The organism is Leucobacter denitrificans (assembly GCF_014396385.1).
Taxonomy (GTDB): Bacteria; Actinomycetota; Actinomycetes; order Actinomycetales; family Microbacteriaceae; genus Leucobacter; species Leucobacter denitrificans.
Genome location: NZ_CP060716.1, coordinates 469781 through 494549, shown reverse-complemented (window position 1 = coordinate 494549; position 24769 = coordinate 469781). Strand labels below are relative to the sequence as shown.

21 protein-coding genes are annotated in these 24769 nt (G+C 56.5%); 4 read left to right on the top strand and 17 right to left on the bottom strand.

The window, feature by feature from the left end; all coding sequences use genetic code 11:
* Positions 1 to 124 precede the first annotated feature (124 nt).
* From H9L06_RS02360 to sufB, 5 genes are read right to left on the bottom strand one after another with little or no spacing between them, the layout of a single operon-like run.
* On the bottom strand, positions 125 to 496 hold the full coding sequence (locus H9L06_RS02360) for a metal-sulfur cluster assembly factor (protein ID WP_187555688.1): 372 nt from the start codon (positions 494 to 496) through the stop codon (positions 125 to 127).
* Positions 497 to 512: 16 nt separating this feature from the next.
* Complete coding sequence (gene sufC / locus H9L06_RS02355; RefSeq protein WP_187555687.1) at positions 513 to 1271, bottom strand: Fe-S cluster assembly ATPase SufC; 759 nt, start codon at positions 1269 to 1271, stop codon at positions 513 to 515.
* Complete coding sequence (locus tag H9L06_RS02350; protein WP_187555686.1) at positions 1268 to 1600, bottom strand: non-heme iron oxygenase ferredoxin subunit; 333 nt, start codon at positions 1598 to 1600, stop codon at positions 1268 to 1270. The genes sufC and H9L06_RS02350 overlap by 4 nt, the downstream gene beginning before the upstream one ends.
* Positions 1600 to 2778, bottom strand: coding sequence for a Fe-S cluster assembly protein SufD (gene sufD / locus H9L06_RS02345; RefSeq protein ID WP_187555685.1), 1179 nt, complete (start codon positions 2776 to 2778; stop codon positions 1600 to 1602). Before sufD ends, H9L06_RS02350 begins: the two co-directional genes overlap by 1 nt.
* A 1-nt stretch (position 2779) precedes the next feature.
* On the bottom strand, positions 2780 to 4198 hold the full coding sequence (sufB, locus tag H9L06_RS02340) for a Fe-S cluster assembly protein SufB (protein WP_187555684.1): 1419 nt from the start codon (positions 4196 to 4198) through the stop codon (positions 2780 to 2782).
* Between the two features lie 244 nt (positions 4199 to 4442).
* Between sufB and H9L06_RS02335 the strand changes: the two genes are divergently transcribed.
* The gene (locus H9L06_RS02335; RefSeq protein WP_187555683.1) at positions 4443 to 5357 is read left to right on the top strand and encodes a COX15/CtaA family protein; all 915 of its coding nucleotides are present in this window, start codon (positions 4443 to 4445) and stop codon (positions 5355 to 5357) included.
* A 12-nt stretch (positions 5358 to 5369) separates the two neighbouring features.
* On the opposite strand, the gene H9L06_RS02330 is transcribed toward H9L06_RS02335, so the two are convergent.
* Together H9L06_RS02330 and H9L06_RS02325 are read right to left on the bottom strand one after the other, a co-directional pair.
* Entirely contained in the window at positions 5370 to 6524 is a 1155-nt protein-coding gene (locus H9L06_RS02330; protein WP_187555682.1) for a trans-sulfuration enzyme family protein, read from the bottom strand.
* A gap of 39 nt (positions 6525 to 6563) precedes the next feature.
* Positions 6564 to 7496, bottom strand: a complete 933-nt coding sequence (locus H9L06_RS02325) for a heme o synthase (RefSeq protein ID WP_187555681.1) — start codon at positions 7494 to 7496, stop codon at positions 6564 to 6566.
* Between the two features lie 104 nt (positions 7497 to 7600).
* On the opposite strand from H9L06_RS02325, the gene tkt reads away from it, so the two are divergent.
* Genes tkt through H9L06_RS02310 form a run of 3 tightly spaced genes read left to right on the top strand, consistent with a single transcriptional unit; the run spans position 7601 to position 12329 of the window.
* Positions 7601 to 9697, top strand: coding sequence for a transketolase (tkt, locus tag H9L06_RS02320; RefSeq protein ID WP_187555680.1), 2097 nt, complete (start codon positions 7601 to 7603; stop codon positions 9695 to 9697).
* 2 nt (positions 9698 to 9699) lie between these two features.
* On the top strand, positions 9700 to 10809 hold the full coding sequence (gene tal / locus H9L06_RS02315; protein WP_187555679.1) for a transaldolase: 1110 nt from the start codon (positions 9700 to 9702) through the stop codon (positions 10807 to 10809).
* On the top strand, positions 10806 to 12329 hold the full coding sequence (locus H9L06_RS02310; protein WP_187555678.1) for a glucose-6-phosphate isomerase: 1524 nt from the start codon (positions 10806 to 10808) through the stop codon (positions 12327 to 12329). Before tal ends, H9L06_RS02310 begins: the two co-directional genes overlap by 4 nt.
* A gap of 72 nt (positions 12330 to 12401) precedes the next feature.
* Here the strand turns inward: H9L06_RS02310 and H9L06_RS02305 are convergent, their stop codons facing one another.
* The 10 genes from H9L06_RS02305 to uvrB all read right to left on the bottom strand — a co-directional run bounded on the left by H9L06_RS02305 (position 12402) and on the right by uvrB (position 24763).
* A complete protein-coding gene (locus H9L06_RS02305; protein WP_187555677.1) occupies positions 12402 to 12767 on the bottom strand; it encodes an RNA polymerase-binding protein RbpA in 366 nt (121 codons plus the stop codon).
* A gap of 23 nt (positions 12768 to 12790) precedes the next feature.
* Positions 12791 to 13039 (bottom strand): preprotein translocase subunit SecG, encoded by a 249-nt coding sequence (gene secG / locus H9L06_RS02300; RefSeq protein WP_187555676.1) that lies wholly within the window; start codon positions 13037 to 13039, stop codon positions 12791 to 12793.
* 53 nt (positions 13040 to 13092) lie between these two features.
* The gene (gene tpiA, locus H9L06_RS02295) at positions 13093 to 13893 is read right to left on the bottom strand and encodes a triose-phosphate isomerase (RefSeq protein ID WP_187555675.1); all 801 of its coding nucleotides are present in this window, start codon (positions 13891 to 13893) and stop codon (positions 13093 to 13095) included.
* Positions 13890 to 15107 carry a phosphoglycerate kinase gene (locus H9L06_RS02290; RefSeq protein ID WP_187555674.1) on the bottom strand — a complete coding sequence of 406 codons (1218 nt, stop codon included), beginning with the start codon at positions 15105 to 15107 and terminating at the stop codon, positions 13890 to 13892. Before H9L06_RS02290 ends, tpiA begins: the two co-directional genes overlap by 4 nt.
* 22 nt (positions 15108 to 15129) lie before the next feature.
* Positions 15130 to 15747 carry a superoxide dismutase gene (locus tag H9L06_RS02285; protein WP_187555673.1) on the bottom strand — a complete coding sequence of 206 codons (618 nt, stop codon included), beginning with the start codon at positions 15745 to 15747 and terminating at the stop codon, positions 15130 to 15132.
* A gap of 77 nt (positions 15748 to 15824) precedes the next feature.
* Positions 15825 to 16814 (bottom strand): DNA-binding protein WhiA, encoded by a 990-nt coding sequence (whiA, locus tag H9L06_RS02280; protein WP_187555672.1) that lies wholly within the window; start codon positions 16812 to 16814, stop codon positions 15825 to 15827.
* Positions 16815 to 16872: 58 nt separating this feature from the next.
* Positions 16873 to 17751, bottom strand: a complete 879-nt coding sequence (gene rapZ, locus H9L06_RS02275) for an RNase adapter RapZ (RefSeq protein WP_187555671.1) — start codon at positions 17749 to 17751, stop codon at positions 16873 to 16875.
* A 12-nt stretch (positions 17752 to 17763) separates the two neighbouring features.
* The gene (uvrC, locus tag H9L06_RS02270) at positions 17764 to 19701 is read right to left on the bottom strand and encodes an excinuclease ABC subunit UvrC (RefSeq protein ID WP_246454449.1); all 1938 of its coding nucleotides are present in this window, start codon (positions 19699 to 19701) and stop codon (positions 17764 to 17766) included.
* Complete coding sequence (gene uvrA, locus H9L06_RS02265; RefSeq protein WP_187555670.1) at positions 19698 to 22604, bottom strand: excinuclease ABC subunit UvrA; 2907 nt, start codon at positions 22602 to 22604, stop codon at positions 19698 to 19700. Before uvrA ends, uvrC begins: the two co-directional genes overlap by 4 nt.
* A gap of 71 nt (positions 22605 to 22675) precedes the next feature.
* Positions 22676 to 24763, bottom strand: coding sequence for an excinuclease ABC subunit UvrB (uvrB, locus tag H9L06_RS02260; protein ID WP_187555669.1), 2088 nt, complete (start codon positions 24761 to 24763; stop codon positions 22676 to 22678).
* Positions 24764 to 24769 lie beyond the last annotated feature (6 nt).

The window sequence follows — 24769 nt, the reverse complement described above, 5'->3', positions numbered from 1 at the left end:
CCCCGGATAAACAGAGGAATCCGCGTTCGATTTTCGTAAGGCTTGACAGGCGGGTCTGGCAGCGCGCGAAGCGCGCCGGAAGGCAAGCCGTCGAAAATCGAACGCGGAGACCGGAAGCTGTGGACTAAATATTAAAGCCCAACGCCCTCATCATCTCCCGACCATCGTCGGTAATGCGCTGCGGAGTCCATGGCGGCATCCACACCCAGTTGATGCGGAACGCCGCTACGAGTCCATCGAGTGCCTCAGCGATATCGTTCTCAATGACATCGGTGAGTGGGCAACCCGCACTCGTGAGCGTCATCGAGATAACGAGCGCGTCGTTCTCTTTGTCATACGCGAGGTCATAAATGAGGCCAAGATCGACAATGTTTACACCGAGCTCGGGGTCAGAAACATTCTTCAACGCCTCAACCGCTTGCTCGCGGAATTCGGGATCTATCGAAACCTGGGCAGCTTGTACCACCTCAGACTCGACCGTCGTTTCTTCGCTCATATCTCTAGCCTACGCCCTAAGCCTCAACGAGGAAACGATCGTAGCCTTCGTTCTCGAGGCGCTCGGCGAGCTCGGGGCCGCCCTCTTCGGCAATCTTGCCGTCAACAAACACGTGAACGAAGTCGGGCTTGATGTAGCGGAGAATTCGCGTGTAGTGGGTGATAAGGAGAACGCCAAGTCCGGTGTTCTCCTTTGCGCGGTTCACGCCCTCTGAAACAACCTTGAGCGCGTCAACGTCGAGTCCCGAGTCGGTCTCATCGAGAACTGCGAACTGAGGCTTGAGGAGTTCGAGCTGAAGAATCTCATTACGCTTCTTCTCACCACCCGAGAATCCTTCGTTCACGTTACGTGCGGCGAATGACTCATCCATCCGAAGGTTCTTCATTGCGTCGCGTACCGCACCCATCCAAGTGCGGATTGCGGGTGCCTCGCCATCAATCGCGGTCTTGGCGGTACGCAAGAAGTTCGCGTTGGTGACGCCTGGGATCTCAACTGGGTACTGCATTGCGAGGAAGAGCCCGGCCTGTGCGCGTTCGTCGGCGCCGAGTTCAGTGAGGTCTTCACCATCGAGCAGAATCTGGCCACTGGTGATCTCATAACGCGGGTGACCGGCGACCGCGTATGCGAGGGTCGACTTACCTGAGCCGTTTGGGCCCATGATGGCGTGCGTTTCGCCCTTGCGGATCGTGAGGTTTACTCCCTTGAGGATAGGCTTTGGGCCCTTCTCAGTTTCAACACTGACGTGTAGGTCTTTGATCTCAAGAACTGAAGTCATGCTGCAATCTCTTTCGTAACGTGGGGGTCAATATAAACTGTGCCGTCTTCAATCTCGACGATGTACACAGGAACCGGCTCATATGCCGGAAGGTTTTGCGGAATTCCGGTAGTGAGTGAGAACGCTGAGCCGTGAGCCCAACATTCGAGTGTTCCGTCTTCGACGAAGCCCTCTGAGAGGCTAATTTGGCCGTGGGTGCATGTATCACCAATAGCGTGTACGTCGCCCTGTCCGTCAAGAACAATCGCGATTGGTACGCCGTCAAGTTCTACTTTTACCGCTTGGTCCTGCGTTAATTCACTCAGCTCAAGCGCCTTCATGCGAGACATTATGCGAGCACACTCTGCTTCAGCTCCGCGTCAATTGCTTCCTGAAGTCGATCTTCGATCTCTTCGTTGCCAATGCGCTGAATGACGTCGAAAAGGAATCCGCGAACAACGAGCTTGCGAGCTTCGTCTTCCGAGATGCCGCGGCTTTGGAGATAGAAAATATGTTCCTCGTCGAAGCGGCCGGTTGTCGAAGCGTGCCCCGCACCCTCAATGTCTCCAGTTTCGATCTCGAGATTCGGGATCGAGTCGGTGCGGGTGCCCTCCGTGAGGGTGAGGTTGCGGTTCTCCTCGTAGCTGTCGGTGCCGGTGGCTACGCGTCGGATGAGAACGTCACCGATCCACACAGCATGCGCGCCCTCGCCCTGCAGGGCGCCCTTGTACGCCACCCTGCTGCGAGTGTGGGGCGCATTATGGTCGATGTACACCTGGTGCTCGAGGTGCTGGCCAGCGTCAGCGAAGTACGCACCGTAGCCCTCACCGTTCGCACCCTGCGCATCCAAATGGATCGACGGGTTCACACGCACGATCTTGCCACCGAGTGAAACGACGATGTGCTGCAGGTTGGCGTCGCGGCCGACTGTTGCGTTGTGGGCCGCGAGGTGGATCGCCTCATCGTTCCACTCCTGGATCGAAACTACCGTGAGGTTTGCCGCATCTCCGACTACGATCTCGACCGTCTCCGAGAGATGGGCGTCGCCCTCATTCTCGAGGATTACCAGGGCATTTGCCTGCGGTGCGGCCTCAATAATGGTGTGAGCAGCGGTGGGCTCAGTTGTGAGCGCCGAACGCTTCACAATTACGGTCTGGTGATCTTGACTCGTGAGCAGAATTCGCTGAGCGGCCTGAACCTGACCCCACGCGTTTGCTGCGGCCTGATCCTCTGGAATACCGCCGCGGCCTACCAGCTCAGAATCCATGGGAACAGTCGAAAGTTCAACTCCCTCGGCCTCAGAGATCTCAAATGTCTGCGAGCCGTCGATGAGCTTGTCGCCAAGGAGCGACTTGATCTGTGCGACTGGAGTGAACTTCCAGTTCACCTCACGACCGGTTACCTCGGGGAAATCCGCGAGCGAAACAGACTTCAGGCGCTCTGACCGAGTCTGTACTGGGGCACGATTTTCCCAATCTCCGTCACTGTGTGCCTTGAAACCGTGCTGTTCTGTTTGAAGCGTTGTCACGTTAACCGACAGATCCTTCCATGCTCATTTCGATGAGCTTGTTCAGTTCGAGCGCGTATTCCATTGGAAGCTCTCGGGCAATTGGCTCGATAAATCCGCGCACAATCATTGCCATTGACTCTTCTTCTGACAGACCGCGACTCATGAGGTAGAACAGCTGTTCTTCACTCACTCGCGTCACAGTTGCCTCGTGAGCCAGGGTTGCGTCGTCTGTGCGAATGTCGATGGCTGGGTAAGTGTCTGAGCGAGAGATGGTATCGACGAGCAGTGCATCACAGACAACGGAGTTGGCTGCGTGATGCGCGTTTGCATCGACCCTGACTTCGCCGCGGTAACCGGTGCGGCCACCACCACGCGCGATCGACTTCGAAAGAATCGAAGACTTCGTGTGCGGTGCGAGGTGGATCATCTTCGCACCTGCATCCTGGTGCTGCCCCGGTCCGGCAAATGCCACAGAGAGCGTCTCACCCTTTGCGTGTTCACCTGTGAGGTAGATCGATGGGTACTTCATCGTGACCTTGGAACCGATGTTGCCATCAACCCACTCCATTGTCGCGCCCTCTTCTGCCACAGCACGCTTGGTGACGAGGTTGTACACGTTGCTTGACCAGTTCTGAATCGTCGTGTATCGAACGCGGGCGTTCTTCTTCACAATGATTTCAACGACTGCGGAGTGCAGTGAGTCAGACTTGTAAATCGGCGCTGTGCAGCCCTCGATGTAGTGCACGTAGCTATCTTCATCGGCGATGATCAGGGTGCGCTCGAACTGACCCATGTTCTCCGTGTTAATACGGAAGTAAGCCTGGAGTGGGATCTCAACATGGACGCCCTTCGGGACGTACACAAACGATCCACCCGACCAAACGGCGGTATTGAGCGCGGCGAACTTGTTGTCACCAGACGGGATGACGGTGCCGAAGTACTCCTTGAAAATTTCAGGGTGTTCCTTGAGCGCCGTATCGGTGTCGAGGAAGAGCACGCCCTGCTCCTCAAGGTCTTCACGAATCTGGTGGTACACAACCTCGGACTCGTACTGAGCCGCGACACCTGCAACTAGGCGCTGACGTTCTGCCTCGGGAATGCCGAGCTTTTCGTAGGTCTCCTTGATGTCTTCAGGGAGGTCTTCCCAGGTATTCGCTTGCTTCTCGGTGGAGCGCACGAAGTACTTGATGTTGTCGAAGTCGATGTCTGTGAGGTCAGCACCCCAGGTCGGCATCGGCTTGCGACCAAAAATTTGCAGCGCTTTCAGTCGGCGCTCAAGCATCCATTCAGGTTCATTCTTGAGCGCGGAGATGTTACGCACAACATCTTCATTGAGCCCGCGCTTTGCGGTTTCTCCAGCTGCGTCGCTATCGTGCCAGCCGAACTCATACTGGCCTAGGCCTTCGAGTTCGGGGCGATCGATCAGTACCTCAGGCATGATCATTCCCTCTCTTGTTGTCTCGCTACCAGATCCAGCTTCTGAGCAGATTCACTCTGGGCTAGCTCTGAGCGGCGGTGCAGTAGTCTGGGCTTCGAGCAAACCGGGGCACTGACTTAATCATCAGACGTTACGTTTGCCCTACTAAACCACAGCTACCGAGTCTACAGGCTTTCGCTCAAAATTGGGCGTGACCGGCCAGTGTTCGCGGAGCGCGCTATCCGAAGGAGTTCTCGTGTCGGGCATGAACACAGCGCGAGCGTCAGAAGTTGCAAAGACCGCACTCCCCCGGTTCTTGCCCTTTGCGGCTTGGGCATCATTTGTGCTGAATGTGCTCATCATTGCCACTGGAGGCGCCGTTCGTCTGACAGGTTCAGGCCTCGGATGCTCGGAGTGGCCGCTCTGTACTCCGGGTTCTCTCGTGCCGACTGCTGAACTCACATACCACTCGCTCATTGAGTTTGGTAACCGCACGATCAGCGGGCCGCTGCTCCTCGCCGCGCTCGCTGTCGTCTTGCTCACATTCAAGCTTCGGAGTACGCGTAAAGACCTATTTGTACTTTCGTGGATCGTGCTTGGGCTAGTTCTCCTGCAAGCATTTGTGGGCGGCTTTATCGTCTGGGAAGATCTGGCGGCTGTGCTCGTCGGTTTTCACTACACCGTCTCACTCATCATTGTCTGCATCACAGCGGCATACCTGGTGCGAATGTATGAAGCACCAGGTAAGCGGGTCCGCGCTGTTCCGGTGGGCTATGCGATCCTCACCCATGTCACGACGCTTGCAATGGCAGTACTTATCCTCATGGGAGTGCTCACAACTGCGAGTGGGCCGCACTCTGGCGACGCAAACGTTGTTCGTGATGGATTCGATGCCACGCTATTGAGCCACCTTCACGCTTGGCCCGGTTACGTGACGTTTGCGCTCGTCGCAGTGCTCGTTGGGTGGGCTGCCTCGAAACAGTTGCGACCATTCGCGTGGAACTGTGCGCTGCTCGCGCTGCTCGTCATACAAATTGCCGTGGGTGTTATTCAGTCGAGAATGGGGTTGCCTCCGGTGCTCGTCGGGATCCACATGGTACTCGCGAGCGTCACTGCGGCAGCGATGACGGTTACCGTGCTCAGATTGAAGCGCCCTTCCATCGAAGCCCCGGAGAGTTAAGCTTCAATTCGTTCAGAGGTCTTTTCGGGTAGCCGATTGAATCGCCTGTTCGAAGTCTGCCCAGAGATCTTCAATGTGCTCGATTCCAACGCTGATGCGGACGAGTTCTTCCGGCACTTCCTCGGGCTCGCTGAGTTGGCGCCTACGTCGTTCGACGAGTGTTTCCACCCCGCCGAGGCTCGTGGCGGGCGTTGCCAATTGCAGCGATCCAACGAATCGAGAAGCGATCTCCTTCGTTTCAAACTCAATCGAAACGATCGCACCGTACCCAGACATCTGGGTGCTCGCGAGCGCGTGACCGGGATCAGTCGAAAGGCCCGGATAACGCACGCGCGTCACGGCCGTGTGAGCGGACAACCGCTGGGCCAATTCGATTGCATTAGCCTCTGCGCGTTCAAGCCTTACGGCGAGAGTGCGGAGTCCTCGCAAACCGAGCCAGGCCTCAAACGGACCTGGAATGGCTCCGTGAAGCGTGCGACGCGAGAGGATTCTTTCGTGAAGCTGCCGCTGATTAGTTAACGCGATACCGAGCAATACATCGGAATGACCAGCTATGAATTTTGTCGCTGAGTGCACCACAACATCAGCTCCCATTGAGAGCGGTTGTTGTCTGAGCGGCGTGCTAAAGGTGTTGTCGACGACCACGATTGCACCCGCTTGATGTGCAGCGTCAATAAGTCGCGGCAGATCTACCACATCGAGCAGCGGGTTTGTTGGTGACTCAAGCCACACGAGAGACGAGCCTTGAAAGGCGACAATAGTCGCGTCGAGATCAAGGGCATTCACCTCGCGCAACACCACCGCTCCCTCATCATGGAGCTGTCTGGCGAGGCTCATCGTGCCGTTGTAGGAGGTGCCAGCGACAGTGATTACGCCTCCTATTGGCGCAAGAGAAATTGCAGCGGAAACGGCAGCCATGCCCGAAGCGAAACTTACGCCGGGAAGATCGGCCCCTTCAAGTGTTGCAATAGCTTCTTCGAGTGGTTCCCAACTTTCATTTGAAAAACGACCGTAACCCCGCTCATTGAGTTCAGGCGTGTCGACTCCGACAAATGTAGAACTCATCGCAATGTGCGGATTAATCGGTGCGTCAGGAGCGTGAAGTGGTCGCCCCAGGGCAACGACGGAAGTGTTCGGATGAGACTTGGGAGCACCTGCCGCGTTCATACACGCAAGGATACTCCGCTAAAGATGCCGCCCCGGGCGTTAGAACGGAAGGAGCGGATCGATAGCGATAAGAAGCGACAGCACTGAAAGATAGGTGATGGAGCCGTGAAACACTTTCATCGGTTTGCCTTCTTGACCGCGGATCGCACTCGAATAGAGACTGTGCGCCTCGCCGATGAAGTAGCCACCTACGAGGATCGAACCAATGATGTACAGCCAGCCCATTTCTGCGACTGGGATGAGAAGCAGGCTCGATGCAACGGTCGCCCAGGTGTACAGAATCACTTGCAGCCCAACCGTGACTCGGCCACGAACCACGCCCAACATTGGCACTCCAGCCTTCGCGTAGTCCTCACGGTAACGCATTGAGAGCGGCCAATAGTGCGCCGGGGTCCACAAGAAGATGATGAGGAAGAAGATCCAGGCTGGCCAGTCAAGCGAGCCAGTTACCGCCGCCCAACCGATGACGACCGGGAAGCAGCCGGCGATACCGCCCCAAATGATGTTCTGCTCGCTACGGCCCTTGAGCCACATTGTGTAGACAACGACATACGTGAAGATTGCAGCGAGACCGAGCAGAGCAGCAAGCCAGTTCGTCGTGAAGTACAACCAAACAACGGAAACGACACCGAGCACCCAAGCGAACACGAGGGCATTGCGGTCAGAGACCTCACCGGTCACGAGTGGACGGTTTTTGGTGCGCTTCATGAGGCGATCGGCTTCGCGATCGATGTAGCAATTGAAAGCGCCAGCTGAGCCTGCGCTCATGGCGCCGCCGATAAGCGTTGCGAGCACGAGCCAGAGGTTTGGCAGCCCTTTTTCGGCGAGGATCATTGCCGGAACAGTAACGACAAGCAGGAGTTCCATAACTCTCGGCTTGGTCAGCGCTACATACGCTTTGACCGTACGACCAAACGAACGATCGGGCCCAGCAGCGGGGGCCTCTGCGCGTGAAGAAATCTCGGTTGACATCACCTCCATGGTACCTGGCCTTTCTGTAGGATTGTGTGTGCGTGCGTGTAGCGCGCATAAAACGCACCGAGTGGTGTGATCTTGCATGCGAGAGAGGCAGGCCCTTGGCAGACTCACTAGAGTGGAACGAACTCGATGATCGGGCAGTCGACACCGCGAGGGTACTCGCAGCCGACGCCGTTGAGAAAGTCGGAAACGGACACCCTGGAACAGCGATTAGTCTTGCTCCACTTGCATACTTGCTTCACCAGAAAGTAATGCAGCACGACCCGTCAGATAGTCAGTGGATCGGGCGGGATCGCTTTATCCTCTCGGTTGGACACTCTTCGCTCACTCAATACGTTCAGCTGTACCTCGGAGGGTATGGACTTGAGCTTGAAGACATCAAGTCACTGCGCACATGGGGTTCAAAGACTCCGGGACACCCCGAGTATGGTCACACCGCTGGAGTGGAGATCACAACTGGTCCACTCGGCCAAGGTCTTGCATCAGCAGTTGGATTCGCATATGCGGCGCGCTATGAGCGTGGGCTATTCGACCCGGGGGCCCCTGCAGGTACGAGCCCGTTCGACCACAACATTTATGTTGTTGCCGGTGACGGAGACCTCCAGGAGGGCGTAACCAGCGAAGCATCCTCACTCGCAGGTCATCAAGAGCTCGGCAACCTCATTGCCATTTACGACTCAAACCAGATCTCAATTGAAGACGACACCGATATCTCGTTCACTGAAGACGTGGCTAAGCGGTACGAGTCTTACGGCTGGCAGGTACTCACTGTCGACTGGAAGAAGACTGGCGACTACGTTGAAGATCTCGGTGACCTTCATTCCGCGATCGAAGAGGCTAAGGCCGAGACAACGAAGCCTTCCCTCATTATTTTGAAGACGATCATTGGTTGGCCCTCACCCGGAAAGCAGAACACCGGTGGAATTCACGGTGCAAAGCTTGGCGCCGAAGAGCTCGCAGGCCTGAAGACTGTACTTGGCTTCGATCCTGACGAGCATTTCGTTGTCGCTCCGGAAGTTATTGAGCACACTCGAAAAGCGGTGGATCGCGGGGCTGAGCGACGGAAAGCCTGGAACAAGTCCTTCGACGCATGGGCTACTGCAAACCCTGAGCGCAAGGCTCTATTTGACAGGGTCGAGGCGCAGGAGCTGCCAGAAGGCGCGTTGGAGGCGCTACCTACATTCGCCCCCGGGGAGAGCATTGCAACCCGTGCCGCGAGCGGCAAGGTACTCGCAGCGCTCGGTCCGCTCATGCCAGAACTCTGGGGCGGCTCGGCCGACCTCGCGGGTTCTAATAACACTACGATCCCGGGCGTGCCCTCATTCGTGCCAGCGGCCCGCTCGACGACCAGCTGGACTGGAGATCCTTACGGGCGAGTGTTGCACTTTGGTATCCGAGAGCACGCGATGGGCTCGATCCTCAATGGAATTCAGCTTCACGGAAACACCCGCAGCTACGGTGGCACCTTCCTCATCTTTAGCGACTACATGCGACCGGCTGTTCGCCTTGCCGCGCTCATGAATGTGCCGAGCATTTTCGTCTGGACCCACGATTCAATTGCCCTGGGAGAAGATGGTCCGACCCACCAGCCCATCGAGCAGTTGGCCTCGCTCCGCGCGATTCCAAACCTCGCTATTGTGAGGCCAGCAGACGCAAATGAGGTCTCGATCGCATGGCATGAGATCCTTTCTCGGCACGCCGGACCAACAGGAATAGCACTCACACGACAGAATGTGCCAGTACTCCCCCGCGGAGGTGACTTTGTGTCGGAGGAGGAAGCTGCCGCCGGTGTACGGCGCGGCGCGTATGTTCTTGCAGATACCCCAACTGACAGTCTCGACATACTTCTCATTGCCACGGGCTCTGAAGTGCAACTTGCGGTTGAGGCGCGGGAACGACTGGCGAGCGAGGGAATCGGTGCTCGTGTGATCTCCGCACCTTCATTGGAGTGGTTCGCAGAGCAAAGCGACGAGTACCGAGAAAGCGTACTTCCCGCAGCAGTTGCCGCACGTGTGAGCGTTGAAGCTGGGTTGTCACTCGGCTGGGAGCGTTATGTAGGTGATCGCGGTCGTTCTGTCTCAATTGAACACTTCGGTGCTTCTGCTGATTACGAAACTCTCTTCGAGAAATTCGGGATCACGACCGATGCAGTTGTTGCTGCAGCGCATGAGTCGATATCCCTCGTCAGGAGGTAATCGTGGGTAACGAACGTACTGCCGCGTTGAGTGCAACGGGCGTGAGCATTTGGCTGGACGACCTCTCTCGCACACGCATTGAGAGCGGTCAGCTGGCGGAGCTCATCGACACCATGAATGTTGTCGGTGTGACGACGAACCCGACCATCTTCCAGAAAGCGATCGGTTCTGGAGAAGGGTACGATCACCGCATCGCGGACTGCGCGAAACGGGGACTTGACGTTAAGGCTACGATCACAGAGTTGACAACGGCCGACGTTGCTGACGCCTGCGATATCTTCGCTGGTGTTTTTGACAGTAGCGATGGAAAAGACGGTCGCGTGTCAATTGAGGTCGAGCCAGGGCTCGCCCGTGATACTGCAGGAACAATTGCGCAGGCGAAGCAGCTATGGGAGAAGGTCGACCGCCCCAACGCGATGATAAAGATCCCCGCAACAGTTGAAGGCCTTGAGGCAATTTCAGCGACGATCGCTGAAGGCATCAGTGTAAATGTCACTTTGATCTTTAGCCTGCAGCGTTACCGTCAAGTGATAAATGCCTATTTGGTTGGTCTTGAGCGTGCACGCGGGGCAGGTCATGACCTTTCGAAGATTCATTCTGTCGCTTCATTTTTTGTTTCTCGCGTCGATACTGAAATTGATTCGCGACTTGCGAAGGTCGGTACTACTGAAGCGAACGAGCTTCGCGGTCAAGCGGGGGTCGCCAATGCTCGCTTAGCATACGAGACATTCGACCAGATGTTTTCGAGCGAACGGGCACGGTTACTTATCGAGCTGGGCGCGAATCCGCAACGCCCGTTGTGGGCATCGACCGGCGTCAAAGATCCGGCACTCCCCGACACGCTCTACGTCACTGAGCTCGCTGCGCCCCAAACTGTGAACACGATGCCTGAGGCGACGCTCATGGCGCTTGCAGATCATGGTGACGTGCGTGGAGACGCAATCACGGGAAGCTACTTGGATGCAAACCAGACTCTCAATGCGATAGATGCTCAAGGCATTGATTATGTGCAGGTGACAGATCTTCTTGAGGTCGAAGGGTTGCAGAAGTTCGATGACTCTTGGTCTGAACTGGTGTCGACCGTGTCAAGAGCTTTGCAGGAATCTCTGTGACGCCCGCGGTGTTAGGCGCGCAACGTGACGCGCGATTCGAGGAGTTGCTCGAAAGACTCGTCAGCGAGCGTTTCGCGTCTCGGCTTTTCGCGAAAGATGCGACGATCTGGGGCCCTGCTGCTAGTGCAGAGGCAGCGGTTCGCCTTGGGTGGACAAATTTTGAAGCCGAGGCACTGAGCATAATTTCCGAGGCGGTGGCGCTGCGAAGTTCGCTGGCAGCCGTTGGCATCACCAATATCGTGCTCTGCGGCATGGGTGGATCGAGTCTAGCTCCAATGGTGATCGCTCCGAACCTTCGAGTGCTCGACTCTACGCATCCCGACGCTGTTCGCGAGGCGTTGTCTGCTGATTTGCAGCACACTGCAGTGGTCGTGAGCTCCAAGTCAGGCACGACAATAGAGACACTGAGTCACAGGGCCGCCTTCGAGCACGCATTTGCCGCCCAGGGCATCGATCCCGCTGAACGAATCATCGTCATTACTGACCCAGGGTCGGAGCTCGAGCTCCTCGCCGACTCATCCGGAATGCGTTGTTTCAACGCTGACCCTCACACTGGTGGCCGCTTTTCTGCGCTTACGGCGTTCGGACTGGTCCCGTCGGTGCTCGCCGGAGCAGACGGGCAGCGTCTTGTACGAGATGCGGCGATGGCACGCCCCCAACTCAGCGAGGACTCAGCTGAAAATCCCGCACTCATTCTTGCTGCGGTTATTGCGGCGGGTCTCCCCCAGCAGTTTGTACTCGAGTTGCACGGCGACGCATCCCTGTCTGAGACATTCGGTATGTGGATCGAACAGCTTATCGCCGAATCGACAGGCAAGGATGGAAAAGGGATTCTCCCTATCTCCTATCCGCCCGGTCGAGAAGGCGCCGCGTCGTACACGACCGCGGCGGAGCGGGTTCACCTCACGGCTGATCTTGCGCAACCGGACGAGGGATTCGCGGTGTCCGGCACACTCGGCGAACAATTTCTCCTATGGGAAGTCGCGACAGCCGCACTTGGGCTGTTGCTCGGTGTTGACCCTTTCACTCAACCAGACGTCGAGTCAGCGAAGCGCGCGGCACGGCAAATGATCGGCACAGAGGATATTCGAACAGAACTATCACCTAGTCCCACGGAAGCGCTTCAGCAATTACGGTCAACGATCAATTCGGACGGCTATCTCGCGATTCAGGCGTATGTCAATTCGAGTAGCCCGACTGTAAATGAGCTGATCGAGGAGCTGCGTTCTAAGCTGGAGCAGAAACTACGAGTCCCCGTTGCGCTCGGCATGGGACCCCGCTACCTTCATTCAACCGGCCAAATTCATAAGGGCGGCCCGAGCGTTGGTTCGTTCCTGCAACTTATCGATGCTGGCGCTGAAGACCAGGCGATACCTGGGAGCGATTCGACGTTCGGCGAATTGATGCTCGCACAGGCGCAGGGTGACGCCACCGTTCTCCGTGAGCGTGGCAGGCATGTGTGCACCGTGCGGAGTGGACGCCTCACCGAGTACATCCAGACGCTCCTCAACGACCTATAAGTCCATTGAGGACAAGTAAGTACCCCATCAGACGTTAAGTCTGATGGGGTACTTACTGCATTGAGCTTTTCGTTACGCTGAGGCTTTTGCAGTGCCGCGTCGCTCACGCAACTTTTGCAGTGCAGCCTCAAGAAGCTCCTCGGCCTCTTCCGGGGTGCGTCGCTCTTTTACATACGCAAGGTGCGTCTTGTAGGGTTCGTTCTTCGCAAGGAGCGGTGGATTCTCCTTCTCGCGACCAGCGGGAAGGCCGGTCGAAGGTGAATCAATCTGCTCGGGAATCTCCTCCTCTGGAACGTCCGCAGAGAAGTACCGTACGGTTTCGTTCCCCAGGGCGTCCCAGTACGAGACCTTGGTGCGTTCAGCGCGTACTCCGTGATCCATCTCCCCCATGGGGCCTGAACCGACGCGAGCACCACGAATGGCGTTACTGCCTGCCACGAATGACCTGCTTTCAAAAATTCTTAGATAAGCGAGAAACGATCAACGAGCCCAATGCCGATGATCGAGAAGAACCACACAATCGACACGACGATGGTAATACGGTTGAGGTTACGTTCTGCGACTCCGGATGAGCCGAGGCTCGAGGTCACCCCGCCACCAAACATGTCGGAGAGGCCACCACCGCGGCCTTTATGCAGCAGAATGAACAGGGTCAACAGCAAACTCGTAAGAACGAGCAGCGAGATCAGAATGATCTTCAGAACGAGCAATGTACATGCCTTTCGCGTACGAGGCGCAGTAAGTCAGACTCCAGTATAACGGGCTATGCCGTTACATGCTTCTTGTACTGCGCAATGCGACTGAATTCGTCGACCTTTAGGCTCGCGCCACCAACCAACGCACCGTCAACATTTGGCTGCTTCATGAAGCCAGCAATGTTCTGGCTCGTGACTGATCCACCATAAAGAATGCGAGTGGCGTTCGCAACATCGTCGCCTTTTTGCTCGCGAACTACTTCGCGAAGGGCCTTAGCCACATTCTCTGCTTGCTCGGGCGTTGCTGGTTCCCCACTCCCGATTGCCCATACGGGTTCATATGCAACGATGAACTCTGCATCTGCTGAAAGCTGCGCAAGAGCTTTGATGAGTTGCTGCACCGGCACTGCCGAAGCGCCATGTTCTTCAAGATCTTCGGCGGTTTCGCCAACGCAAATTAGCGGAACGATACCAACAGTTTGTGCCGCTGCGGCCTTTCGGCCTACAAGTTCGCTTGATTCACTGTAACCAGCACGCCGCTCAGAGTGGCCGACGATAACGTAGGCGGACTCGAGCTTTTTCAGCATTGGTGCTGAAACGTCGCCCGTGTAGGCACCCGATTCAAACTCAGATACATCTTGGGCGCCAAGACTGAGTGAGAGCTTGTCGGCTGAAATCAGTGTTTGTACTGACCGGAGATCTGTGAATGGAGGAAAGACCGCGATTTCGACATCGTTGTAATCGTGACGAACATCTTTCAGACTCCAAGCGAGTTTCTGCACGAAAGCAATTGCCTGGAGGTGGTCAAAGTTCATCTTCCAGTTGCCGGCAATAATTGGTGTCCGCTGTTGCGCCGATGACTCGCTCATGAAAGTACCTCTAACCCCGGAAGTGTCTTGCCTTCAAGGAACTCGAGGCTTGCGCCTCCCCCGGTAGAAATGTGTCCGAACTCGTTGTCTGCAAAACCGAGTGTGCGCACAGCGGCGGCTGAATCTCCGCCACCGACGACTGTGAAACCGGCCGTCTCGGTCAATGCCTTGGCAATGGCGCGAGTTCCGTGAGAGAAAGCTTCCATCTCAAAGACGCCCATAGGCCCGTTCCAAAAGACAGTTTTCGCGTCGGTGATTTCTGTAGCGAATGACCGTGCTGACTCGGGGCCTATGTCGAGCCCAATTCCACTCGCACCAAACGAGCTTGTTTCGATCGCGTCTGCTGGTATTACTTCGTGTTCGGCATCGGCAGCGAACGAATCAGCAACGACGATGTCGGTGGGAAGTACGATTCGTACTCCGCGCCGCTCAGCCTCGCTCAAGTATCCGCGCACTGTTTCCAGTTGATCTTCTTCAAGGAGGCTGGAGGCCACCTTGTGGCCTTTCGCTGCGAGGAATGTAAAGACCATCCCGCCGCCGATGAGGAGTGAATCCACACGCTCGAGGAGATGAGCGATGACGCCAAGCTTGTCTGAGACCTTTGAGCCGCCGAGCACGACAGCATACGGCTTCTGCGCATCCTCAGTAAGCCGCCTCAACACCTCGAGTTCTGCCGCGACCAGTCGCCCTGCTGCACTCGGCAGGAGCCTTGCAAGCTCGTACACACTCGCTTGCTTGCGGTGCACGACCCCGAACCCGTCAGAAATGAATACGTCAGCGTGCTTTGCGAGCTGAGCCGCGAACGCACTACGTTCTTGCTCGTCCTTGCTCGTCTCCCCTGGATTGAACCGGAGATTTTCAAGGAGAACGATCTCACCATCTTGCAGTGCTTCGATCGAAGCTGACGCCTGATCTCCGACGGTTTCACCGACAAACGCTACAGGCGTTCCCAGGAGCTCCTGCATTCTCGCGGCGACCGGCGCTAGTGAAAATTGTGGATCCGGAGCACCCTTCGGGCGCCCCAGGTGACTGACGAGCACGATCCGCGCCCCCGACTCTCGCAGTTCGCGAATCGTCGTGAGTGAGGCGCGGATCCGCCCATCGTCGGTAATGACTTTGCCACCATGTGCGTCATCGGCGAGGGGTACGTTCAAATCACAACGGACAATAACCGTTTTCGACCGCAGCGGGCCGAGTGAAGCAATGGTGCGCATAATTCCTAAAGGGTGAGTGGGATTAAATAAGGCCGCGAGTCTGCGTGCGTGCAGCTTCGAAGCGCTTCGCGACATTCTCCCAGTTTGCGATATTCCACGCAGCCTTGATGTAGTCGGCCTTCACGTTCAGGTAATCGAGGTAGAACGCGTGCTCCCACATGTCGAGCTGGAAGAGTGGAATCGTGCCCTGTGCTGTATTGCTCTGCTGGTCGAAGAGCTGCTGCACGATCAAACGCGAACCGAGCACATCCCAGCTGAGCACAGCCCAGCCAGAGCCCTGGATCCCCGCAGCTACTGCCGCGAAGTGCGCCTGGAACTTCTCAAACGAGCCAAAGAACTCGTCGATTGCTGCCTTCAGCTCGCCCTCTGGCTGTCCGCCACCCTCAGGCGAGAGGTTGGTCCAGAAGATCGAGTGGTTAACGTGACCGCCAAGGTTGAAGGCGAGATCTTTCTCGAGCTTGTTTACGTTGGCGAGGTTTCCCGAGTCACGGGCCTCGGCAAGTGCTTCGAGCGCAGCATTCGCGCCGGTGACGTAAGCATTGTGGTGCTTGCTGTGGTGCAGTTCCATGATCTTGCCGCTGATATGCGGCTCGAGCGCAGCGTAATCATACGGTAGTTCTGGGAGTGAGTATGCGGTCATTGCAGCTCCATTCTCTTGAGTTTTGGCGATCCCAGTCTATTGCTGGAAAGGGATAAGCGGGAGGTGTTCGCTGCCAGCTAGATAGAGTCGATCTGATCCAAAACGTCAGGAATGCTGGCTTCGGTGTTCGGTATGCCCTGCTCGTCGGCGGCTTTATCTGCCATTGCGAGTAGGCGACGAATGCGGCCGGCAATCGCGTCTTTCGTGAGCGGGGGTACAGCGCGTGCTCCGAGTTCGTCAAGGCTCGCTTCGCGGTTAGACAAACGCAGTTGCCCAGCGTAATTCAGATGCTCGGGCACTGACTCGCCGAGAATCTCAAGAGCACGCTCGACCCGCGCGCAGGCTGCAACCGATGCTTGCGCCGAACGCCTGAGATTCGCATCATCGAAGTTCACCAGACGGTTTGCGGTAGCGCGCGTCTCCCTCGCCTTGCGTAGCTCGTCCCAGGCCTCGCGGGATCGCACTGCGCCCATCGCGCCGAGAAGCTCACCGATAGACTCACCATCTCGAACGAGAAGCTTCGCGACTCCGCGGATCTCACGGCCCTTCGCGTCGATACCGATGCGGCTCGCAGCACCAACGAGGGCCATGGATGTCTCGCTGCTCGGGCAAGTAATTTCGAGGCTCACTGTTCTGCCCGGAGGCGTAATCTTGCCTCGCGACAGGAACGCCCCTCGGAGCGCAGCTGCGAGTTCTCCAGCGTCACCAGTGGTGACACGGTTCGGAAGACCGCGAATCGGCCTCCGACGCTGATCCATGAGTCCGAGCTGGCGTGCGAGCGTTTCTCCATCGAGCACACGAACTAGGAATTGCGGTGATCCAGGGCGAACGCTGGTTGGCGGAAGCTGCTTGGCCTCGGCGCGCACACCGTACAGTTCCATAAGGTCTTTGCGCACACGCTGCACGCTCTGTGGCGTGTGGAGCTCGGCTTCAAGCGCGATGCGTCCATTTATGGTGTGCAGGCCGCCGGACAGGCGAAGCACCGTGGCGAGTTCTGCCATTCGCTCTCCAGTCCGTTGCACGGGGAGCCTCACAAGCTCGCTCATGACGTCGGCGGTAGTCGGCACAGATGTTCCTTTCAAAAACAACGATCAACAGTAGAAGTAAGTATGAGCGCAACCTTTACTATTCGCGACCGAGGTCACGGTGGCGCAATTGCACACTGACTCCTGGCAGTCCGGCAAGGCGATCCGCAAGTTCGCGCGCAACGGCGACCGAACGGTGCTTCCCGCCAGTACAACCAACTGCAAGAGACGCATGGCGCTTATTCTCCCGCTGGAACCCAGCAAACACCGGAGTGAGGGCCTTGACGTATGCGTCGATGAACTCGCTCGCGCCTTCGCGGCTGAGTACATAGTCTTTCACAGCCGGATCGACTCCGGTAAGCGCGCGTAGATCAGTTTCCCAGAAAGGGTTGGGAAGAAATCTCATGTCGGCCATCAGGTCGACGTCTGTGGGTGCGCCGTACTTGAATCCGAAGCTCATTACCGTCAGCTGGAGCCCTGGCACATCTTCCGAAGAGAACATTTCGCGCGTTGCTGTTGTGAGTTCGTGCACGTTGTAACTCGACGTATCGACGACAACGTCGCTCGTCGCACGCAACTCCTGAGCACGTTCGCGTTCGAGGCGGATTCCCTCGAGCAATCCACCTGCTTCAACTTGCAGTGGATGTGGTCGCCTGACGCTCTCATACCGACGCACCAGTGTTTCATCAGTAGCGTCGAGGAATATCACCCGAACGGTTGCGGTGTGCCGCAACTCATTCACAGTTTCTTGGATGTCTGCGAATAGGTCACGGCCGCGAACATCAACTACCGCGGCAATGCGTGGGAGCGCTCCCCCAGAACGGTCGGCCATGTCAGCCAACGTTTTCACCATTGAGAGCGGCAGATTATCTACGACGTACCACCCAAGATCTTCGAGGGAGTTGGCGACCGTGCTTCGTCCCGCGCCAGACATTCCGGTGACGATCAAGATTTCTTGCCCGTTGAGTGCTTCACTCATCGTCTTCCCCTCTCAATCGACGTTAGATTCTGCACCCTCAAGCTTAGCGTTAGCGGTGTTGGCTTCGGACCCCGCGACGTGCTTGACGATGTGCTCGGCCATACGCGACCCAATGCCTGGTAACGCGGTAAGTTCGTCAACAGAAGCGGATCGCAAACGAGTTGCCGATCCAAAATGGCGAAGCAACTGCTGCACACGCTTCGGCCCGAGCCCCGGAACCTCTGCGAGCTGAGACGCGATCGCGGTGCTGCGTCGTTTTCGTTGGAACGTGATTGCAAAGCGATGCGCCTCGTCGCGAATTCGCTGAACAAGAAAAAGTGCTTCGCTTGCTCGCGGAAGAATGACAGGGTATGGATCTTCAGGAAGCCATATCTCTTCGAGCCTTTTCGCAATTCCGCATAGCGCCAAGTCGTCTATTCCGGCTTCGCTGAGGGCCCTGTGAGCAGCCTTCACCTGTGGCTCGCCACCGTCCACAATAAGCAGGTGCGGTCTCGCGCGATACGCGCCGGTGGGAAGTTCACCAGAAATGGCTAGCTGGTTCAACTGAGCGGCTCTTCGAGAGACGACTTGGTAAATCGAGTCAGTATCATCTCGAGTTTCTTCGATTCGGTATTTTCGATACTCACTCTTCGCAGGCGTTCCATCCTCAAAAACGACAAGGGAAGCAACGACCCCGGTTCCTTGAAGGTGTGAGACATCAATGCATTCAATTCTCAGCGGTGCCTCGCTCATGCCGAGCGCCGACTGCAACTCTGCAAGTGCATCAGTGCGGGAGGTGATGTCGGCAGCACGCTTCATCTTGTACCGCACCAGGTTCTCTCCGGCATTTAGACGTGCGCGCTCCATGAGCTGTGCCTTGTCTCCGCGCTCTGGCACACGAATTCGCACCTGGCCGCGGCGCGGTCGCTGACTCGAGAGCGCCTGTTCGAGGCCGGAAGTCTCATCGGGCTGAATAGATACCAAGATCTCGGGAGGTGGTTCCCTTTCCCCCTCATATGCCGTTTGCAGAACCTGCTCAAGGAGCCTGCCTGGCGAGTCATCGAGTTCTACGTCTACAATCCAGCTGCGTTCGCCGCGCACTCGACCACCCCTGATGATGAACTGGTGCACGGCGGCAGAAAGTTCATCAGAGCGCAGCCCAAAAACGTCAAGATCGACATCGTGGCCAAGCACGATGGCATTCTTTTCCATAACGTGTTCAACGGCCGAAACCTGGTCGCGAAGCTTCGCAGCATCTTCATACCTCTGCTCCGCGGCGGCCTCACGCATTTCACGCTGCAACTTGCGAAACTGTGCCTGATAATTTCCACCAAGAAACGCCACGAGCTCATTCACGCGTGCGCGGTGGTCCTCTATGGAGATTGATTGCGAACAGGGGCCACCACACTGGCCAATCTGGCTAGGGAGGCAGGGTTTTCCCGATTGCATCGCACGCTTATAGTCCGCGTCGTTGCAAGTGCGGATCGGGAACGCTTGCTGCAGCAACGCAGCGGTCTCGCGAATTGCCCACACCTTAGGAAATGGGCCAAAATACTTTGCTCGTTTGATTTTCTCATTGCGAGTGATGATGAGGCGAGGCGCTTCTTCCCCGAGCGTTACTGCAAGATATGGGTAGGTTTTGTCGTCTTTAAATTGAACATTAAATGGGGGCTTGAATTGGGTGATCCACGTGTGCTCGAGCACGAGCGATTCAGTGTCACTCGCAACGACTGTCCAATCAACCTGAGTTGCGAGCGAAAGCATTCGCTGAGTTCTCGGTTGAAGCGAACGTAGCGGCTGGAAGTAGTTGGACAGCCTCGCCCTGAGGTTCTTCGCCTTACCAATGTAGAGCACCCGCCCCTGAGGGTCGGAAAATCGGTAGACTCCTGGGCTCGTCGGAATCTCGCCCGCGGCGGGTTTAAAAGCGTCGCGTCGATCCCGACTTCGCCAGTCGATGCGCTCCTCGGTCACGCAGATGCCTTTACTGAACGATCCTTCCCGAGAACCTCTGCGAGAAATTGTCCCGTGTAGCTTTCCTCATGCTTCGCAATTTGCTCCGGTGTTCCGGTGGCGAGCACCGTGCCTCCCCCAGATCCGCCCTCTGGGCCGAGATCAATGACCCAGTCCGCGCTGCGTATCACGTCGAGATTGTGTTCGATGGTAATTACGGTGTTGCCCTTGTCAACGAGACCGTTCAACACGAGCAAGAGCTTTCTGACGTCTTCAAAATGTAGGCCCGTCGTAGGCTCGTCGAGCACATAAATGCTTCGACCATTTGATCGCTTTTGCAACTCGGTGGCGAGCTTCACACGCTGTGCTTCGCCGCCAGAAAGCGTCGTGGCGCTCTGTCCAAGCCGAACGTAGCCAAGGCCGACGTCGACGAGCGTTTTCATGTATCGGTGGATTGAGGAGATGGGTTCGAAGAATTCTTCGGCTTCTGCAATGGGCAATTCGAGCACCTCGGAAATGTTCTTGCCCTTGTACCTCACCTGGAGCGTCTCGCGGTTGTAGCGCTTGCCCTCGCACACCTCACACGCAACATAGACATCTGGAAGAAAGTTCATCTCGATCTTCAATGTGCCATCGCCTGAGCATGCTTCGCAGCGACCACCCTTCACATTGAAGCTGAACCTGCCAGGTAGATACCCGCGTGTTTTGGCTTCTGGCGTCTCAGCGAACAAGTTGCGGATTTTGTCGAACACGCCAGTGTAGGTCGCAGGGTTTGACCGAGGAGTGCGGCCAATCGGAGCCTGATCCACATGCACAACCTTGTCAAGGTGCTCAAGCCCAGTGACCCGGGTGTGCTTGCCGGGCACCAATCGCGCACCGTTAAGTTGATTCGCCATAACTCGATAAAGGATGTCGTTCACCAGGGTAGATTTACCGCTTCCGGATACCCCAGTTACTGCGGTCATTACGCCGAGAGGGAAAGTGACGTCGACATTCTTAAGATTATTCGACCGTGCTCCGACAACGGTGACTTCACGTTGCTTGTCTCGCTTACGGCGTTTGCGTGGAGTAGCGATTGAACGCCGACCAGTAAGGTAGTCGCCGGTGATCGAATCTGGGCGAGAAAGCAGCCCCTGCAGCTCGCCTGAGTGGACGACTGTGCCGCCCTCTACGCCTGCCCCCGGTCCGATGTCGACGATCCAGTCAGCGGCCTCGATTGTCTCTTCATCGTGTTCTACGACGATGAGCGTGTTACCCAAGTCTCTGAGCTTGATAAGCGTTTCAATGAGCCTGCGATTATCGCGCTGATGAAGCCCGATCGAGGGCTCATCAAGCACATACAGCACGCCAGTCAGGCCCGAACCGATCTGCGTCGCAAGTCGAATCCGCTGCGCTTCACCGCCAGAGAGCGTGCCAGCTGCCCTGGCGAGGGTAAGGTATCCGAGTCCGACCTCGATAAGGAAGTCAAACCGTAACCGGATCTCTCGAAGAACCTGTGCCGCAATCTTTGCTTCACGCTCTGTGAGCGTGACTTCATCAAAGAATCGCTTCGCATCTGTGAGGCTGAATTCGCCGACATCTGCAATCGATTCACCGTTCACGGTGACGGCGAGAACCTCGGGCTTGAGTCGTTGTCCGTTACACGCGTGGCATGGGACCTCTCGAAGAAACTCTGCCCAACGATCTCGCTTGTTGTCGCTCTCGGCCTCAGCGTACTGACGTTCGATAAACGGGATAACCCCTTCAAAGCCACTCGAGTACTTTACTTCGCGGCCAAACCGGTTTCGCCAACGCACATTCACTTTGAAGTTATTACCGTGAAGCACTGCTTCTTGGACTTCTGAGCTCAGCTGCTCCCACGGAGTGTTCAGTGAGAAGTCGAGATCGTTTGAGAGACCGACCAAAAGTTTTTCGTAGTACTGGTACAGGCTCTTGCCTTGGCTCGTCCACGGCACAATGACGCCCTCGGAAATCGAGAGCACGGGGTCTCCGAGCACCAAGTCTTCATCTACTGACATGCTGGTACCGAGCCCGGAGCAGGTCGGACAAGCACCAAATGGCGCATTGAAGGAAAAGGTTCGCGGCTCGATCTCGGAGAGCTGCACCGGATGTTGATTCGGGCAAGACAGGTTCTCTGAAAAGGTTTGCGTTCGATCGGCTGCGTGCTCATCGGCATCGACATAGTCGATCGTGACAGTGCCGCCAGCAAGCTTCAGCGCAGTTTCAAGTGAGTCCGTAAGGCGTCCTAGGCCGTCGGGCGAGGCAACCAGCCTATCCACCACGACCGAGATGTCATGCTTGATCTGCTTCTTCAGTTTTGGCGGATCACTTAGTTGAATGAGCTCGCCATCGACGATCGCGCGAGAGTACCCACTCGCCGCAAGGTCTTGGAACAGGTCTACGAACTCACCCTTCTTTTTGCTGACTACGGGCGCGAGCACTTGGTACCTTGTTCGCTCCGGCAGTGTCATCAGCCGATCGGCGATTTGCTGCACTGTTTGCGATTCAATGCGTTCGCCGCACTCGGCACAGTGCGGAATTCCAACGCGTGCCCAGAGTAAGCGCATGTAGTCGTAGATTTCGGTGATCGTTCCTACAGTTGAACGAGGGTTGCGGTTCGTTGACTTTTGGTCAATCGAGACTGCTGGGCTGAGACCCTCAATGAAGTCGACGTCTGGACGATCTACTTGCCCGAGAAACTGGCGGGCATAGGCGCTTAGCGACTCGACATAGCGGCGTTGGCCTTCGGCAAAAATAGTGTCGAACGCCAGGCTCGACTTGCCACTCCCCGACAGGCCGGTGAACACGACAAGCGAATCGCGCGGAATCGAAAGATCAACGTTTTGAAGATTATGAACGCGCGCGCCCTGCACATTAATCTTCGCGTGGGTAGCAGATGAACGGATTTTGGTGTTCGAACTCACTCACGTAGTGTATCGCGCTAATCTCAATTATTCGAACATAGCTACGAATAAACTCACGGACCTGACGATACTCACAGGTGACCCGCCGCATCCATACTGCGAAGTTCGCGCTTAAGTTCAGAAACCTCGTCGCGAAGTCTCGCCGCCAGCTCGAATTTCAGCTCTTCAGCGGCGAGTAGCATCTGTTGCGTGAGGTCAGAGATGAGCTCCTCGAGCTTTTCAGCACCCTCGGCACCGATTGCGCCAGCACGCGAAGCCGCCTTGCCTTTGGCGCGTTGCGTCGAACCTTTTTGTGCGTGTCGCGAAACCCGGTGAGACAGCACCTCTTCTGTATCTGCGGCCTCGCGATTGAGAATCTCAGTGATGTCACCAATTTGCTTGCGCAACGGTTGTGGATCGATTCCGTTCTCAGTGTTGTACGCGATCTGTAGCTCGCGTCTGCGGTCGGTCTCATCAATGGCGAGCCGCATTGACGGGGTAACTCGATCTGCGTACATGTGTACTTCACCGGCGACATTTCGTGCTGCACGCCCAATTGTCTGAATGAGGGATGTCGAAGATCTGAGGAAGCCTTCTTTGTCGGCGTCAAGAATTGCCACGAGCGATACCTCCGGCAGGTCGAGGCCTTCTCGCAGCAGGTTGATACCAACCAACACGTCAAAAACACCAGCGCGAAGTTCGGTGAGAAGCTCGACGCGACGTAACGTATCGACATCGGAGTGGAGGTAACGGACCCGAACGCCCGCCTCTTCCATGAACGTGGTGAGTTGTTCGGCCATCTTCTTCGTGAGGGTCGTGACGAGAATACGTTCGTCACGTTCGACCCTTTGTCGAACCTCCTCAAGGAGATCATCGATCTGCCCCTCAGACGGTTTCACCACAATCTTCGGGTCGACAAGACCGGTTGGTCGAATGATCTGCTCGACAACGCCATCGGCAAGACCTAGCTCGTACTTGCCAGGAGTGGCCGAGAGATACACCGTTTGACCGACACGGTCTTTGAACTCTGAAAACTTGAGTGGCCTATTGTCGAGCGCACTCGGTAGACGAAAGCCGTGCTCGACGAGTGTTCGTTTACGCGACGAGTCTCCCTCATACATCGCACCAATCTGCGGCACTGTGACGTGGGACTCGTCGATGACGACGAGGAAATCATCGGGAAAATAGTCAAGGAGGCAGTGGGGTGCTTCGCCGGCTTGACGACCATCGATATGTCGGGAGTAGTTCTCAATACCCGAACAGAAACCGATCTGTTCCATCATTTCGAGATCAAAAGTGGTGCGCATTCGCAGACGCTGCTCTTCTACGAGCTTGTTCTGTCGCTTAAGCTCTGCGAGCCGCTCGTCGAGTTCGTCTGCAATTGTTCCCATCGCGCGGTTCATAACATTGCGGCTCGCGACGTAGTGCGACCCTGGGAACACAGAGACCGACTCGACCTGTTTGATCACTTCACCCGACACGGGATGAAGGTAATAGAGCGCTTCAATCTCATCGCCGAAGAATTCAATTCGTATTGCAAGTTCTTCGTACATTGGAATGATCTCGACGGTGTCTCCACGAACCCTGAAGTTACCGCGAACAAACTCGATGTCGTTGCGCTGGTACTGCATGTCGACGAAGCGCCGGAGCAGCACATCGCGATCAAGGCGATCGCCAACGACAAGCGGAACCATCGCCTCGTAGTATTCCTCAGGCTTTCCCAAACCGTAGATGCAGGAGACCGTCGACACCACAACCACGTCGCGGCGACTGAGCAGTGCATTCGTCGTGGAGTGTCGCAGCCGCTCTACCTCAGCATTAATCGAGGAGTCCTTTTCGATAAAGGTATCTGTCTGAGGCACATACGCCTCGGGCTGGTAGTAGTCGTAATAGCTCACGAAGTACTCGACCGCATTGTTCGGCAGCAACTGTCTGAACTCGTTTGCGAGTTGTGCAGCAAGTGTCTTGTTATGGGCGAGCACGAGAGTCGGGCGCTGTACTGCCTCTATGAGCCAGGCGGTCGTCGCTGACTTGCCGGTGCCTGTCGCGCCGAGCAGCACAATGTCTGTCTCACCATTGTTGATGCGGCGAGCCAATTGCTCGATTGCCTGCGGCTGATCGCCGTTCGGTTCATACTCGCTGACGACTTCGAAGGGACGAACGCTGCGGGTGGTTTCCATGCAACG

Bases quoted from the DNA above. Each gene is read 5' to 3' on its own strand.
- H9L06_RS02360 (WP_187555688.1), bottom strand. From the start codon at position 496: ATGAGCGAAGAAACGACGGTCGAGTCTGAGGTGGTACAAGCTGCCCAG.
- sufC (WP_187555687.1), bottom strand. From the start codon at position 1,271: ATGACTTCAGTTCTTGAGATCAAAGACCTACACGTCAGTGTTGAAACT.
- H9L06_RS02350 (WP_187555686.1), bottom strand. From the start codon at position 1,600: ATGTCTCGCATGAAGGCGCTTGAGCTGAGTGAATTAACGCAGGACCAA.
- sufB (WP_187555684.1), bottom strand. From the start codon at position 4,198: ATGCCTGAGGTACTGATCGATCGCCCCGAACTCGAAGGCCTAGGCCAG.
- H9L06_RS02335 (WP_187555683.1), top strand. From the start codon at position 4,443: ATGAACACAGCGCGAGCGTCAGAAGTTGCAAAGACCGCACTCCCCCGG.
- H9L06_RS02330 (WP_187555682.1), bottom strand. From the start codon at position 6,524: ATGAACGCGGCAGGTGCTCCCAAGTCTCATCCGAACACTTCCGTCGTT.
- H9L06_RS02325 (WP_187555681.1), bottom strand. From the start codon at position 7,496: ATGTCAACCGAGATTTCTTCACGCGCAGAGGCCCCCGCTGCTGGGCCC.
- tpiA (WP_187555675.1), bottom strand. From the start codon at position 13,893: ATGAGCGAGTCATCGGCGCAACAGCGGACACCAATTATTGCCGGCAAC.
- H9L06_RS02290 (WP_187555674.1), bottom strand. From the start codon at position 15,107: ATGCGCACCATTGCTTCACTCGGCCCGCTGCGGTCGAAAACGGTTATT.
- H9L06_RS02285 (WP_187555673.1), bottom strand. From the start codon at position 15,747: ATGACCGCATACTCACTCCCAGAACTACCGTATGATTACGCTGCGCTC.
- rapZ (WP_187555671.1), bottom strand. From the start codon at position 17,751: ATGAGTGAAGCACTCAACGGGCAAGAAATCTTGATCGTCACCGGAATG.
- uvrB (WP_187555669.1), bottom strand. From the start codon at position 24,763: ATGGAAACCACCCGCAGCGTTCGTCCCTTCGAAGTCGTCAGCGAGTAT.